This is a genomic window from Microlunatus capsulatus, assembly GCF_017876495.1.
GTDB classification, from domain to species: Bacteria; Actinomycetota; Actinomycetes; order Propionibacteriales; family Propionibacteriaceae; genus Microlunatus; species Microlunatus capsulatus.
On sequence record NZ_JAGIOB010000001.1, the window covers coordinates 2605480 to 2619555 of the forward strand.

The 14076-nt window shown below is 75.7% G+C and carries 13 protein-coding genes; 6 read left to right on the forward strand and 7 right to left on the reverse strand.

The window, feature by feature from the left end; all coding sequences use genetic code 11:
• Window positions 1-88: 88 nt before the first annotated feature.
• Window positions 89-1927 (forward strand): MSCRAMM family protein, encoded by a 1839-nt coding sequence (locus JOF54_RS12020; RefSeq protein WP_210056045.1) that lies wholly within the window; start codon window positions 89-91, stop codon window positions 1925-1927.
• 165 nt (window positions 1928-2092) lie between these two features.
• On the opposite strand, the gene aqpZ is transcribed toward JOF54_RS12020, so the two are convergent.
• The 4 genes from aqpZ to JOF54_RS12040 form a co-directional block, all read right to left on the reverse strand.
• Window positions 2093-2875: an aquaporin Z gene (gene aqpZ, locus JOF54_RS12025; protein WP_210056047.1), complete on the reverse strand. Its 783-nt coding sequence runs from the start codon at window positions 2873-2875 to the stop codon at window positions 2093-2095.
• A gap of 188 nt (window positions 2876-3063) precedes the next feature.
• Window positions 3064-3210, reverse strand: a complete 147-nt coding sequence (locus JOF54_RS12030) for a hypothetical protein (RefSeq protein WP_210056049.1) — start codon at window positions 3208-3210, stop codon at window positions 3064-3066.
• A 133-nt stretch (window positions 3211-3343) separates the two neighbouring features.
• The gene (locus JOF54_RS12035; RefSeq protein WP_210056051.1) at window positions 3344-3991 is read right to left on the reverse strand and encodes a TetR/AcrR family transcriptional regulator; all 648 of its coding nucleotides are present in this window, start codon (window positions 3989-3991) and stop codon (window positions 3344-3346) included.
• A 78-nt stretch (window positions 3992-4069) separates the two neighbouring features.
• Window positions 4070-4921: a sugar phosphate isomerase/epimerase family protein gene (locus JOF54_RS12040; RefSeq protein WP_210056053.1), complete on the reverse strand. Its 852-nt coding sequence runs from the start codon at window positions 4919-4921 to the stop codon at window positions 4070-4072.
• A gap of 145 nt (window positions 4922-5066) precedes the next feature.
• On the opposite strand from JOF54_RS12040, the gene JOF54_RS12045 reads away from it, so the two are divergent.
• On the forward strand, window positions 5067-5402 hold the full coding sequence (locus JOF54_RS12045) for a putative quinol monooxygenase (RefSeq protein WP_210056055.1): 336 nt from the start codon (window positions 5067-5069) through the stop codon (window positions 5400-5402).
• Between the two features lie 87 nt (window positions 5403-5489).
• Window positions 5490-6836 (forward strand): L-fucose:H+ symporter permease, encoded by a 1347-nt coding sequence (gene fucP, locus JOF54_RS12050; RefSeq protein WP_210056057.1) that lies wholly within the window; start codon window positions 5490-5492, stop codon window positions 6834-6836.
• 36 nt (window positions 6837-6872) lie between these two features.
• On the opposite strand, the gene JOF54_RS12055 is transcribed toward fucP, so the two are convergent.
• The gene (locus JOF54_RS12055; RefSeq protein ID WP_210056059.1) at window positions 6873-9566 is read right to left on the reverse strand and encodes a S8 family serine peptidase; all 2694 of its coding nucleotides are present in this window, start codon (window positions 9564-9566) and stop codon (window positions 6873-6875) included.
• A 355-nt stretch (window positions 9567-9921) separates the two neighbouring features.
• On the opposite strand from JOF54_RS12055, the gene JOF54_RS12060 reads away from it, so the two are divergent.
• Both JOF54_RS12060 and JOF54_RS12065 read left to right on the forward strand, forming a co-directional pair.
• Entirely contained in the window at window positions 9922-10464 is a 543-nt protein-coding gene (locus tag JOF54_RS12060) for a hypothetical protein (RefSeq protein ID WP_210056061.1), read from the forward strand.
• Between the two features lie 150 nt (window positions 10465-10614).
• Window positions 10615-11532 carry a lysozyme gene (locus tag JOF54_RS12065; RefSeq protein ID WP_245358065.1) on the forward strand — a complete coding sequence of 306 codons (918 nt, stop codon included), beginning with the start codon at window positions 10615-10617 and terminating at the stop codon, window positions 11530-11532.
• A gap of 9 nt (window positions 11533-11541) precedes the next feature.
• Here the strand turns inward: JOF54_RS12065 and JOF54_RS12070 are convergent, their stop codons facing one another.
• Both JOF54_RS12070 and JOF54_RS12075 read right to left on the reverse strand, forming a co-directional pair.
• On the reverse strand, window positions 11542-11733 hold the full coding sequence (locus JOF54_RS12070) for a hypothetical protein (RefSeq protein WP_210056063.1): 192 nt from the start codon (window positions 11731-11733) through the stop codon (window positions 11542-11544).
• A 114-nt stretch (window positions 11734-11847) separates the two neighbouring features.
• Window positions 11848-12636 carry a maleylpyruvate isomerase family mycothiol-dependent enzyme gene (locus JOF54_RS12075; protein WP_210056065.1) on the reverse strand — a complete coding sequence of 263 codons (789 nt, stop codon included), beginning with the start codon at window positions 12634-12636 and terminating at the stop codon, window positions 11848-11850.
• Window positions 12637-12773: 137 nt separating this feature from the next.
• Here JOF54_RS12075 and JOF54_RS12080 point away from each other — a divergent pair, with 137 nt between their 5' ends.
• The gene (locus JOF54_RS12080; protein ID WP_210056067.1) at window positions 12774-14072 is read left to right on the forward strand and encodes an alpha-amylase family glycosyl hydrolase; all 1299 of its coding nucleotides are present in this window, start codon (window positions 12774-12776) and stop codon (window positions 14070-14072) included.
• Window positions 14073-14076: the final 4 nt, after the last annotated feature.

Consider the following 14076-nt stretch of genomic DNA (forward strand, 5'->3'; position numbering starts at 1 on the left):
GGACCACCGGCGGTAGGAAGGCCTTCCTGAGCGGTGCCGCCCTGTGGTCTGATGCAGAGGTCTGCCCCCGACCGTCAGGACATCCCCCGTGCACCGACGTGCTGACGCCGCCCCCCGGCGTCCCCTGGCCCCCCGCGCCGCGGCCACCCTGCTCGCGACCGGCCTGGTGCTGGTCGGGGCCGCCCTCCCGGCGCAGGCGGCGCCGGCCGGCTATGCCCGCTGGGCACCCCTGACCGGAACGTCGGGGAACCTGGTCACGACGATGACCCAGCGCCCGGCCGGCTTCCCGGTCGCCGCCGTGCGCAGCACCGGCGTCGCCGGCAGCGGCGTCGGCGTGCAGTCCGGCGCCTCGACCTTCCTCGCGCCGCAGACCCCGCCCGGGGCGGTCTACGGCTCCAGCCGTGACCAGGGCTACCTCAACCTCCGGCCGGCCGGCCTGAACGCCGGACCGCCCTCGGTCACCACCTACACCTTCGAGCGGCCCACCCCGGCGAGCGGGTGGACCTTCGTCCTCGGCGACGTCGACGCCGACGCGGTGGTCGTCACCGCGACCGGCGCCGACGGCGCCGCGGTGGACCCGGCCGACCTCGGCTTCAGCGGCGTCTTCAACTCCTGCGCCCGGGGGGTGACCCCCAAGCCGACCTGCGGCCCGCCCGGGAACGACGGCACCGACCTGCCGAGCTGGGACGAGGGCACCGCCACCCTGCGCGGCAACGAGGGAGCGCTCGACACCGCCGGCGCGAGCGGCTGGTTCCAACCGCGGACCGCGCTGCGCACCCTCACCTTCCGCTACAGCCAGCGCGCCGGCAGCCCCGTCTACCAGACCTGGTTCTCCAGCCTGCAGTTCGACCTCGCGGGCACGGTCAGCGCTCCCGACGACCTCGCCGGCGGGCTGCTCGTCGAGCTGTTCGACCCCTCCGGGGCGAAGGTCGGCGAGACCCGCACCGACGACGACGGCGGCTACCGCTTTCCCGGCCGGGCGCCCTACGACGGCTACCGGGTCCGGTTGACGGCACCGGAGGGCCTGACCTCCGACAACCCGCTGAGCCGCACCGTCGACCTGGGGGCGGCGGACCGGACCGACGTCGACTTCGCCCTCCGGGCGCTGGAGCCCGTGCCCGTCTCGGGCACGGTGACCACCGACGACGGCGAACCGCTCGCCGGCGTCACCGTCACGCTCACCGACGCCGGGGGCGGCACCCGCGAGGACGTCACGGACGCGGCCGGCCGGTACCGGTTCGAGCGCGTCCCGGACGGGGCCGACTACGGGCTCGCCGTCACCCCGCCCCGGGGCGCGACGGCGTCTCCCGTCCGGCGCGAGGTCAGCGTGCCCGTCGGGTCCGAGGAGCCGGTCAGCCGGCAGGACTTCACCGTCACCCCGGCGGCGGTACCCGCGACCGGGGTGGTCGAGGGCACGGTGGCCGACGTCGCCGGTGACCCGGTCGCGGACGCCGAGGTCACCCTGGAGCCGACGACCACCGACGCCGACGCGGTGACGGCGACCAGCGACGAGGACGGCCGCTTCGTCGTACCGGGCCTGGAGCCCGGGCCCTACCGCGCCACGCTGGACCCCCCTGAGGGGTACCGGACGCCGGAGGGGCAGACCGTCGTCGTCGTCGACGAGGACCGGGTCGAGCTCGCTTTCGTCCTCGAGCCCGTGGCGACCGGGCCGGAGCCGACGGGACCGGGGCCGACGGAGCCCGCTCCTAGCGAGCCGGGCCCCACCAGCACGCAGCCGGATCCGCAGCCGGTCGCCTCGACGTCCGCTCCGGCGGTCGGTCCGACCACGGCCGGACCCGCCGGCGACGGCACCGGCGGTGCACTCGCCGCGACGGGCGGACCGTCGGCCGGTGCCGGGGTGCTCGCGCTGCTGGCCACGGTGGTCGGCGCCGGGCTGCTGCTGCGGAGCCGCCGTTCGCGCTCCTGAGACAGCCCGGTCAGCGGGAGTCCCGGGCTCCGGCGCCCGGGCTGTCAGCGCCCGGGCTGCGGTGCCGAGGGGCGAGACGGCGGGAGAGTCGTCCGGGAGGCTGGCCGACGGTGGCGCCGGCCGGGGTGGCCGGCCGCAGGCGGACCTGCGACCGGCCCGTCGAGGTCAGGCGGCGGGGGCCGAGCCGATCTCGGGGTTGTTGGCGATGCCCTCGTCGGCAGCACCGCGCGCGGCGCCGGTGATCAGGGCGTAGCTGGCGCCGGCGATGACGGCGCCGATGATCGGGGCGACGATGAACAGCCAGACCTGGCTGATGGCCGCGCCGCCGGCGAACCAGGCGACACCGAGCGAGCGGGCCGGGTTGACCGAGGTGTTGGTGACCGGGATGGACACCAGGTGGATCAGGGTGAGGCCCAGGCCGATGGCGATCGGGGCGAAGCCCTTGGGCGCGCGGTCGTCGGTGGCGCCCAGGATGATGTAGAGGAAGACGGCGGTGAGCACGATCTCGGCGATCAGCGCGGCGAGCAGGCCGTAGCCGCCGGGGGAGCGCTCGCCGTAGCCGTTGGAGGCGAAGCCGCTGCCGACGGCGTCGAAGCCGGCCTTGCCCGAGGCGATGGCGAAGAGCACCGCGCCGGCGACGGAGGCCGCGACGACCTGGGTCACGATGTAGGGGCCGACGCCCTTCCACGCGAAGCGCTTCGCCACGGCGAGGCCGATGGTGACGGCCGGGTTGAAGTGGCCGCCGGAGACGTGGCCGAAGGCGTAGGCCCCGGTCAGGACGGTGAGGCCGAACGCGAGGGAGACGCCGAGGAAGCCGATGCCGAGCTGCACGTCGTCCTCGGAGAGGAACTTCGCGGCCAGCACGGCGCTGCCGCAGCCGCCGAAGACCAGCCAGAAGGTGCCGAGGAACTCAGCGCCGAGCTTGGCGCCGAGAGAGGGTTCGCGCATGGGGAGTCCTTTCGGATCGCCCCGCGCGGGACCAACGGCGGCCGGGCGCGCGGGGCGGGGAAGACGAATGTCGGGGAGAACACTAGCGGTAGGAAAATGCTCCTGGAACCCCCTGGACGGTGACCGTCCGGTGAGGTCTGGGCGACACCGGGCCGGGCCGGGACGGGGTGCGGCCGGCTCCGGGTCGCTCAGCCGGCCAGCAGGACCAGGACGAACATCGCCGCGCTCATCAGGACGGGGACCAGGAGGAGTCCCCACTCGCCCGTGGCCGGCGGCGGCGGCGCGTGGTCGTCGACGAGCACCTGCGCGGACGAGACCTCGGTGGAGACGGTCATCGGCGAACCTCTTCCGGAGCCGGTTAGGAAGGATTTCCTCGGCGATCGTAGAGGCGGCCGGACGTGCGGCGCCAGGGGTGTTGCCGGATCGAGACCGAGCGCTGCGGACTCCGCACGGCGGCGGCGCCGGGGGTCAGCGCGGGGCGCCGAGGAGCCCGAGGACGCCGGGCACCAGGTGGGCGCCGAGCTCCTGGGCGCTCAGCGTCGTCGTCCCGGCGTCGCGCTCGCGCTCCCAGGCGGCGAAGGTGGTGATGACCGTGCGGATCGCCTGGGTGACGCGCAGGCTGGCGTCCGGCTCGACGCCGTCGCAGGTCAGCTTCTGCAGGCGCTCGAAGACCTCGAGCAGCGTCAGCAGGCCGGTCCCATCCGGGGCGGCGCTCAGCGACGTGCGGAGCGCGGCGGGCAGCTGCAGCGGGTAGCGGTGCAGCGTCTTCTCGTTGAACCGGGCCCAGTAGCTGGGCGCGTGGTCGTCGAGGTACTGGGCGAGGGGCACGACGTAGGCCGCGACCAGCTCCTCGAGCCCGTCGGCGTCGCGGCCGTCCAGCAGCGGCCGGCGGTACCGGTCGACCGCCGCGCTGCGGGACTCCCAGACGGCGTCGAAGAGAGCCCGTCGCGTCCCGAAGTGGTAGGTGATGGCGGAGTTGTGGCGCTGCCCGGCCTCGAGGATGATCGCGCGGTTGGCGGCGCCGGCCTCCCCCTTGAGGGCCACCAGCTTCTCGGCGGCGTCGAGCAGCCGGTGCCGGGCACCGTCCCGCTCGCGATCACCGCCGTCGGTCTGCATCCGCCCAGGTTACCGGCGCGGAAGTGCTCCTCCCGGTGGCCCCCGGAGCGGCCCCCGCGGGCGGGAGCGGTCCCGGCCTCAGGCCCCGGCGGACCCGAAGACCGAGCGGACCACCGCGTGCGCGTCGTCGAGCCGGCCCCACTCGTCGGGGTCGGGGCCGTCGTGGACCATCGCCAGCGGCCCGGCGTAGCCCGCGTCGGCGAGGATCTGCAGGCAGGTCCGGTACTCGTCGAGGTCGAGCCGTCCGTCCGGCTCGGTGCGCACCTTCGCCTGGCAGGTCTCCGCGCGGTCGGCGACGGCGGCGAGCTGCGCGTGCCGGTCCGGGCCCTTCCAGTTGCCGAGGTCCAGCAGCAGGCCCACCCGGCCCTCGGTCCGCGCCAGCAGGTCCAGGGCGGAGGCGGCGTCCGGCAGCAGGGCGTGCCAGTTCTCGGTGACCAGGGCGAGGTCGGGGTGCCGGTCGGCGAGCTCGCGCAGCCGGCGGGCGCTGGCGGCCAGCGTCGCCTCCTCGGGGTCCTGCTTCCCGGCGACGACGCGGGCGCGGGTGGCGCCCAGCAGCTCGGCGGCCTCCAGCCAGCCGGACACCCAGTCCCGCTGGGCGTCGCCGTCGGCGGGGTGGGCCAGGTCGCCGTCGTCGACGAGCAGGCACTCCAGCACGACGCCCGCGTCGGCGAAGGCCGCGCGCAGCTCGCCGAGGTAGGCCGGGTCGCGGCGGGACAGGTAGAAGTGGCAGAGCTGGGCGCTGCCGTAGCCGTGCGCGGCCAGGCCGGCTGGCAGGGCGAGCAGGTCCGGCGCCGGTCCCGTCGACTCGGGCAGTCCGCCGAGCGGCATCGACCCGGGCGCCACGTAGCGGTCCAGGGTGCGGAAGAGCGACCAGGTGTGCAGGGCCTTGGTCGCGGGGGTGACGGTCGGGGCGGGCGCGGCATCGGGCATGGGGACATCATCGGCCGCACGCCCCGGCGGCGCGGACGCCGGGTGGGCCGGCCGCGGAGGGGTCGGGTGCGGGGGGGTCGGGTGCGCGCCGCCGGCTGCGGGGGTGCAGGGTCGGGGGCGACGACGTCGTCCCCGAGGAGCTGCCATGACCACCCCGACCCCCGACCCGGGCACCCCGCTGTTCCTGGTCGTCACGATCCGCCCCCGCCCGGACCGGCTCGCCGAGGCGGAGGCGCAGCTGCACCGGATGCGGGCGGCCTCCCAGGCCGAGGAGGGCTGCGTCTTCATGCACCTGCTCCAGGGCGGCGTCGACGGGACCGAGGACGAGCCGGGCAGCTGGACGATGGTGGAGCAGTTCGTCTCCCGCGCCGCCTGGGACGAGCACATGGCGTCAGAGCACAACCAGCGCGGCAACGCCGAGCTGGAGCCGCTGCTGCGCGCCCCCTCCACCCTGCGGCTGCTGCACGAGCTGGTCCCCTGACCGACCGCCGTGGCCCTCCGCTCGCGGCGGGCGTAGGTTGCAGCCTGTGATCCAGATCACCTGATCCTCGACGAGAAGTGGTGCGCCATGACGACGACCGACTCCGACCGACCGGACGTCCAGGACGGGCGCCGCGCCGACGGCAGCCCGAGGCTGGTGTACCCAGCCCTCGTGGTGCCCTTCGTGCTCCTGGTGACCTGCTTCGCCGCCTGGGGATCGGCGGCGAACCTCACCGACGTGCTCGTCGGCGTCTTCCGCAAGATCTTCACGGGCATGAACAACTTCCAGTCGGGGCTGGTCCAGTTCGCCTACTACGGGGCCTACTTCACCCTGGCGATCCCGGCCGCCTTCATCAACAAGCGCTACGGCTACAAGACCGGCGTCCTCACCGGGCTCGGCCTGGCCGCGGTCGGCGGGCTGCTCTTCATCCCGGCCAGCCGGCTGCTGACCTACGGCCTCTTCCTCGCCGCGCTGTTTGTGCTGGCCGCCGGCCTGTCGATCCTCGAGACCTCGGCCAACCCCTTCGCGATCGCCATGGGCCCGGAGGAGACGGCGACCCGTCGGCTCAACCTGGCCCAGTCGTTCAACCCCGTCGGCGCCAACATCGGCGTCCTGCTGGGGGCGGCCCTCATCCTGCCCAACCTGACGCAGGAGGAGGACAAGGCCGGGCTGAGCCCCGAGCAGCTGGTGGCCAGCCAGGAGCGCGACCTCGGCCTGGTGCTGGGCCCCTACCTCGGCATCGCGCTGGTGCTCATCCTCATCTGGCTGCTGATCTTCTTCCGCAAGGGCATGCACAGCCCCGTCGAGGACGTCGAGGCGGCGCCGGGCGCGCAGGGCAGTGCGGGCGTGCTCGGCCGGCTGGTCCGCAACGGGCACTACCGCTGGGGGGTCGTGGCCCAGTTCTTCAACGTCGGCGCCCAGGTCTGCACCTGGTCGTTCACCATCCAGTACGCCGAGGAGGTCGTCGGCTGGAGCGCCGGTGCCGCCGGCTGGGCGCTGCAGGCGAGCCTGCTGCTGTTCCTCTTCTCACGGTTCCTCATGTTCTACCTGCTGGGCCGGATCCGGCCGACGAAGCTGCTGCTCGTCATGGCCGTGCTCGGCGTCGTCCTCGCCCTGGTCGGGGTGCTCTCGCCCAACCTCGTCGGCCTGGTCTGCGTCGTCGGGATCTCGCTCTCGCTGTCGCTGATGTTCCCGACCATCTACGGCGTGGCCCTGCAGGGGCTGGGCGAGGACACCAAGTTCGGGGCGGCCGGCCTGGTGATGGCCATCCTCGGCGGCGCCCTGCTCACCCCGGTGATGGGCGCGGTCGCCGACGCGGGCGGCTTCGCGATCGCGTTCCTCGTGCCGGCCGTCGCGCTGGCCGCCGTCGCCGGCTACGCCCTGTTCGACCTCACCACGAAGCGGCACAGCGAGGCGCTGGTCTCCGAGGTCTGAGGGCCCGCGCCCCCGGGAGGCCGCCGGCAGCGGGCGTCAGCCGCCGTTGCCGACGACGGCGGCGCTGCCGGGGGTCCGCTGCAGCCGCACCCGGTCGGCCTCCAGCCCGGCGGCGTCGTCGGGGGTGACCACCAGCCAGCCGGTGGCGGTCTGCCCCGCGAGCCGGGTCCGGTCCAGCCGGAGGGGCACGGTCGCGGTGCCGCCGGCCGGCACCGTCACTGCCGGTCCCTGGCCCAGCGCCGGGCGGAACGGCTGGAAGCGCGCCACCGCGGTCACGTCGTCCTGGCCCGCCCCCAGCTCGCTGAAGCCGGCCAGCTGGACGCCCAGCGGGGGGCTCGCGGCCGTGACGCCGAGGCTGCTGGCCAGCACGGGCAGCAGCACCGTCGAGCCGTTCGCCGGCGCCGAGCTGGTCCAGCGGTCGACGACGTGGTTCTCCGCGTCGACGGTGAAGCTGGTCAGCGTGCCGTCGGGGACGCCGCGGTCCTGGTAGCCGGTGTCGCGGCTGAAGACCCGGAAGTCGGCCGCCCCGTCGCCGTCGACGTCGAGGGCGACCAGGGCCGTGCGCGGGCCGTGGGTGGAGGTGCCGCGGGCCTCGCCGACGGCGAGGACCAGCAGGCGGTCGGCCGGGTCGCCGCTGGGGGCCGGCTCGGCGCGGACGCCGAGGTCGGTGACGTCCGCCGTCTCGGTGCCGGACGCGTCCCCGGCCGGGTCGCTCAGCAGGGCCTGGTAGACGGTGGCGGTGCCCGCGTGCGAGCCGGCGTTGGTCAGCCGGATCGGCGCCGGGTCGCCCGTCGCCCCGGCGGTGGCCGACGCGGGTGCGCTGACGGCGGACAGCGGGACGGGTACCGAGAGGAAGGCCGTCCGCAGCACCGGGTGGGCGGCGGTCGCGGTGCGCGGGGTGGCGACGACGACGCCGTGCAGGGTGCTCAGCGACCCGCGGTCCGACGCCGACGCCCCGGGCAGGGCCGCGACCTCGGCCGCGCTCAGCGCCAGCGTCGCCGTCACCGTGGCCGTCCGGCCGGCCTTCAACGTCAGGGCGGACGGCGAGAAGGTCAGCGCCGCGCCGCGGACGGGGGAGCTGAAGGTGGCGCGGAGGCCGTAGCGGACCGACGTCGTCGAGCGGTTCGTGAGCTGGAAGGTCCGCTTCTCGCGGTAGGCGCCGCCCAGCTGGTTCATCCCGAAGGCCAGGCTGTCGAGCCCCGTCGGGGTCGACGCGTACGTCTTCGCCGCGGCGGCCCGGCGGGCCTGGACCAGCCCGGTGCCCAGCCGGCGGGAGTCGTAGCCGGTGACGGCCGTCGCCGAGGCGGTCGAGACCAGGACGGCCTTCACCTGCGCCGGCGTCCAGGTGGGGTGGGCCTGCCGGACCAGGGCGGCGACGCCGGCGGTCTGCGGGGTCGCCATCGAGGTGCCCGACATCCGCGTGCTGCCGCTGCCCGAGCCGGCCAGCGCGGACGGCACCGCGACCCCGGGCGCGGCCAGGTCCGGCTTCTGGGCGGAGTCGAGCCGGCGGGGTCCCCCGGAGCTGAACCTGGCGACCTTGCCGCGGGTCGCCGACTCGGTGTCGACCGCGGTGACCGCCAGCGCGCTGTCGGCGGTGGCCGGCGTCGCGGCCAGGTAGGGCCGGGAGCCGTCGTTCCCGACGGCAGCGACCACCAGCACGCCCGCGGCGGTCGCCGCCCGGACCGCCTGGGTCTGCAGGTCGTCGGCGGTGCCCCAGGAGGCGGCGAAGGACAGGTTGAGGACGTCGACCCCGTCGCGGACGGCCCGGTCGATGGCCGCGACGACGACGTCGTCCCCGGCGCCGTGCGCGCAGCCGAAGACCCGGTACGCCCGCAGCGTGGCCTGCGGAGCCGCACCGGGGGCCACCCGGAACGCCTTCTTCAGCGCCGCCTCGGTGTAGGGACCGGTGTAGGGCCGCCCGGCCGCGGTGACCCCGCCGCCGGCGGCCGTCCCGGCGACGTGGGAGCCGTGGCCCTGGCAGTCCAGGGGGTCGGCGTCGGGGCGCGGGACGGCGTCGGGGCCGGTGGCCCCGGGGTCGTAGTCGTCGCCCACGAAGTCGTGGCCGCCGACCACCTTGCGGGTGGGGAAGGTGCCGCGTTCGACGACGGCGCCGTCGTTGCGCTCGTAGGCCACCCGGGTGCCCGGTCCGCCGAAGTCGGCGTGGGTGTAGTCCAGGCCGCTGTCCACGACGCCGATGACCTGGCCGCGGCCGGTGCGCCCCAGCCGGTCCCAGGTCTCGTCGGCGGTGGTCGCCTGGTCCGACCGGGCGTTGGCGAGGTGGACGACGCGCGCGACCTGCACGGTGCGCACGCCCGGCACCGCGGCCAGCCGGTCGAGGTCGCGGACGCGGACCCGGACCTGGACGGCGTTGAGCACGGTGCCCAGCCGGGCCCCCACGTCGGCCCCCGCGGCCTCGAGCCGGGGGACGACGGCGTCCTGCACCCGGGTGACCGCACGACGCGCGACCGCTCCTCCGGCGCCTGCGCGACCCCGGACCCCGGTCGGCGCCGCGTCCAGCTGGACGAGCGCGCTCACCCGCGCGTCGGGGCGCAGGCCCGGGGGCAGCGCGGTGACCCGGCCGGCCGTGCCCGGGGCGAGCGTGCGCCGGAAGGCGGTGGGCCCGGTCGGCGACCCGGTCGGCGGCGGGGCCGGCGGGGCGGCGACGGCCGGCGGCACCAGCCCGAGGAGGAGGGCGGCGGCGAGGCCGACGAGGGCGGGACGAGAGCGCACCGGGACTCCTTCGGTCGACCCCGACGGCGGCCGGCGCCGGGGAGGCGCCGCCGTCCGAGGTCGCCAGGAGACTAGTGCCCGCGACCGGCGGCCCGGGGTGCGGTCCACAGCCTCGCGGGCGGCCCGCGCGGGGCCGTCCGGCCCCCAGGACCGCCATCGCCCCTGGTGACGACACCCCGGGCCGGGCTCGCCGGGGCGGCCCGGACCGCCGACGGGTGGCCGCCGGGAGAGCCATAACGATCTGGTACCGACCGCTCCGCGAACGGAGGTGCTCGGGGTGTCGCAGCCCGGCCCGGACGCCCGGCCCGCTGAGGATGGTCGCGCCCGCTTCCCCCGAGCACCCAGAGGACCCGCCATGTCCCGACGCCGTCGGCTCCCCGCGACCGCCGCCCTGCTGCTGGCCCTGGTCGGCCTGGTGTCCGGCCTGGGACCGACGTCGGCGCAGGCCGCCGCCTGGGCCGGTGACCCGCCGACCCGCTGCGTCAGCAGGGCCGCCCTGGACCGGGTCGAGGTCGGCATGACGCTCGCGCGCGCCAAGCACCTGCTGCAGGGTCGGGCCGTCTGGTGGGGTCCCGAGCACGGCGTCTGGTCGCAGTCCTACCCCAAGGCGTGCAGCAGCACCCGGGCGATGCTCATCCAGGCCGACGACGGCCGCATCACCTACGTCGTCAACGCGGGGGAGCGCCAGGACCGGCGGTGCACCACCGCCGCCGAGTTCGACCGGCTGCGCGACGGCATGCCGCGCGCCGAGGCCGACCGGGTGCTGCGCGGCAAGCAGTTCGACCTCAAGCGGGCGGGGGAGTGGCAGCCCGTCCCCTGCCAGGGCTGGAGCACGATGCAGGTGACCTTCCGCGGCGGCCGGGTCGACACGCACCTGCGGGGCTTCTACTTCGGCTGAGCGGTCCCGTCCTCGGGTCCTTCGGCCCCTTCCCCTGGGCCGGGAGCGGTGCTTAGGCTGTCCGCGGTCCTGGCTCCTCGGGGGGTGCCCGCCGTCGGCGGGCTGCGGAGCGGGTCCTCCCCCCGTGCCCTGATCCCCGAAGGACCCGTCATGCTCTCCACCCCCCGTGCCCCGCGCCGGGTCGCCGCGGCCCTGCTCACCGCCGCCGTCGCCGGGCTCGCCGCCCTCTCCTCCCTGCCCGCCGAGGCCGCCCCGCGGACGCCGGTCGTGACCGCCGAGGCCCGCGCGGCCGGCGTCCAGCCCGGCAACGCCACGATGGGCTGGCGCCAGCAGTCGCCCACGGCCGGCCGCAGCGCCCTGCCGTCGGGCCCCTCGCTGTCCACCAGCCGGACCACCGGCCCGGCCGCCGCCGCCGCCAAGGCGAAGAAGAAGGCTTTCGTGCCCAAGGGCGTGCTGGGCATCGACGTCTCCAGCTGGCAGCGCGACGTCGACTGGGACGCCCAGGTGGCGTCGGGCAAGCTCTTCGCCTACGTCAAGGCGACCGAGGGCACGGGCTACAAGAACCCCTACTTCCGGTCGCAGTACACGGGCTCGTACTACGCCGGGATGGTGCGCGGCGCCTACCACTTCGCCACGCCGAGCAGCAGCAGCGGGACGAAGCAGGCGCAGGTCTTCGTCAAGAACGGCGGCGCCTGGTCGCCGGACGGCCGGACGCTGCCGGGCGTCCTCGACATCGAGTACAACCCCTACGGCGCCACCTGCTACGGGCTCAGCAAGGCCAAGATGGTCTCCTGGGTCAAGGCCTTCACGACCGAGTACAAACGGCTGACCACCCGGGACGCCGTCATCTACACCACGACCGACTGGTGGACCCGCTGCACCGGGAACAGCAAGGCGTTCTCGGCCACCAACCCGCTGTGGCTGGCCCGCTACGCCACGACCCCGGGCACGCTCCCCGGCGGCTGGACCTGGGCGACGTTCTGGCAGTACACGGCCACCCCGATCGACCAGAACCGCTTCAGCTCCAGCTACGCCCGGCTGGTCGTGCTGGCCACCGACGCCGGCTGAGCGACAGCCTCAGCTGACGTCCTCGTCGGTCTCGTCGGCACCGCCGGCGAGGTCGGCGGGGTCGACGGTGCCCCCGGGGTCGTCCTCGACGGTCAGGCTGCCGTAGGCGTCGGGGTCGGTGAGGCCGGAGCCCTCGGGCTCCGGCAGCGAGCCGGGCTCGACGCCCTCGTCGGCGTCACCGGGCACGGTCTGGTCTGTCATCGGAGCTCCTGACCTCGGGGACCGGCCCTCCTCGAGGCTGACCGGCGCTGGTGCGGCCATCCTAGGCGCGGCCGCCGACGCTCCCGCCCGCCGGACGCCACGATCGGCGGGAGCTCAGAAGCCGGGGAAGACCGCCCGCAGGTCGTCCAGCCGGCAGCCGTCGACGTCCACCGCGTCGGCGTGCGCGTCGTCGAGCCGGCCGTAGACCAGCCGGATGAACGCCTCGGCCGGCAGCGTCACCCGTGCGGGCACGTCCGGTGCCGCGCCGGGCAGCAGCCGCGGTCCGTCGCCGTCGGCCTCGAGGACGAAGGCGGCGCCCGGCTCGGTCGTGGTGACGGCCACCCGCAGCGGCACCTCGCTGCGCTGGCCGGCGCGGGAGACCAGCTCGGGCAGGCCGGACAGCAGCGCGACGGTGGCGTCCGGGGTCAGCCGGACGGCGGGGTCGCGGGCCACCAGGACGTCCCAGGTGTGCACGGCGTGCTCGCTGAGCCGCAGCTGCAGCAGCCCCAGCAGGTCCTGCCGGCCGTTGAACATGTCGACGGCGAACCCCGCGCGCTGCGCGTCGTCGAGACCGACCAGCCGGTCCAGGAACGCGGCGTTGGCGACGACGGCGTCCGCCGCCTGGTCCTGCGGCGGCTTGGCGTTCCAGGCGGTCCAGATCGCGTCGAGCTCCTCGAACTCCGGGGCGCCGCGACGACCCAGCCCCGCCTCCAGGCTGAGGTCGGCGATGGCGGCCCCCGAGCCGAGGTGGGAGAGGACGTCGGCGACGGTCCAGCCGGCGTCGTAGGAGGGGCCGGTCAGCTCCGCCGGAGCCAGCACCGCGACAGCGGCGGCCAGCCGGTCCTGCGAGCGGTGCAGCGCGGCCTCGACCTCGGCGAGGGTCGGCGCGGGGGGTGTGGTCACGCTGGGAACCCTACGTCCGGGGCGGCGGCCGTCCCGAGGGCCGGACGGGGGTCCCGGCCCCCCGGCGTCGGAGTCGGCGTCGGCCGCTCTGCGATGCTGGGAGGCCGGTCCGGCAGGTGCGAGGGGAGTGGTCGTCGATGAGCGCGTGGGTGGAGCACGTCATCTGGTGGCAGGTCTACCCGCTGGGCTTCGTCGGGGCCGACAAGGAGCTGGCCGGGTCGCACCCCGGGCCGCACCAGCTGGCCCGCCTGCACGGCTGGCTGGACCACCTCGTCGCCCTGGGCGCCAACGGGCTGGCGCTGGGGCCGGTCTTCGAGTCGAGGACCCACGGCTACGACACCACCGACTACCACCGGGTCGACCCGCGGCTGGGGGACGAGGGCGACCTCGACGCGCTCGTCGCCGCCTGCCGGGAGCGTGGCGTCCGGGTGCTGCTCGACGGGGTCTTCAACCACGCGGGCCGCGACTTCCCGCCCGTCCGCGCGGCCCTGGAGGGCGGCGAGGGCTCCGAGGCCGGCCGCTGGATCCGCTGGAGCGACGGGCACCCGTGGTACTTCGAGGGGCACGACCAGCTGGTGGCGCTGGACCACGGGTCGGTCGAGGTGCAGGACCACGTCGTCGACGTCATGACGCACTGGCTGGAGCGCGGCGTGGACGGCTGGCGGCTCGACGCGGCGTACGCCGTCCCGCCGGAGTTCTGGGCCGCCGTGCTGCCCCGGGTCCGCGAGCGCTTCCCCGACGCCTGGTTCGTCGGCGAGATGATCCACGGCGACTACCAGGACTACGTGCACCGCTCGGGCCTGGACTCCGTCACCCAGTACGAGCTGTGGAAGGCGGTCTGGTCCTCGTTGAAGGAGCGGAACCTCTTCGAGCTGGACTGGACGCTGGGCCGGCACCGCGACCTCGTCGCCCAGCTGCTGCCGCTGACCTTCCTCGGCAACCACGACGTCACCCGGATCGCCACGCAGGTGGCGGACCCGCGGCACGTCGCGCACGCCGTCGCCCTGCTGTTCTTCCTGCCGGGCGTGCCCAGCGTCTACTACGGCGACGAGTACGGCCTGCGCGCGGTCAAGGAGGACCGCGCCGGCGGCGACGACGCCATCCGGCCCGAGATGCCCGGCGCCCCCTCCGAGGTCGCCGACGCGGACGCGGAGACCTGGTCGGTCTACCAGCGGATGATCGGCCTGCGCCGCCGGCACCCCTGGCTGACCCGCGCGCGGACGGCCACCTCGGGCGTGGCGAACGAGCAGCTGCTGGTGCACGCCTGGCCCGACGGCGGGCCGGACGAGGAGGCGGGCGCCCGGCTGACGCTCGCGCTCAACCTCGGCGACGCGCCGTTCCCGCTGCCGGACGGCGCGGCCGCGGTGCTGGAGGCCGGCGACCCGGTGCAGGACGGCGCGGTCGCGCCGCACAGCTGGGCCGTCGTCGAGGGCTGAGCCG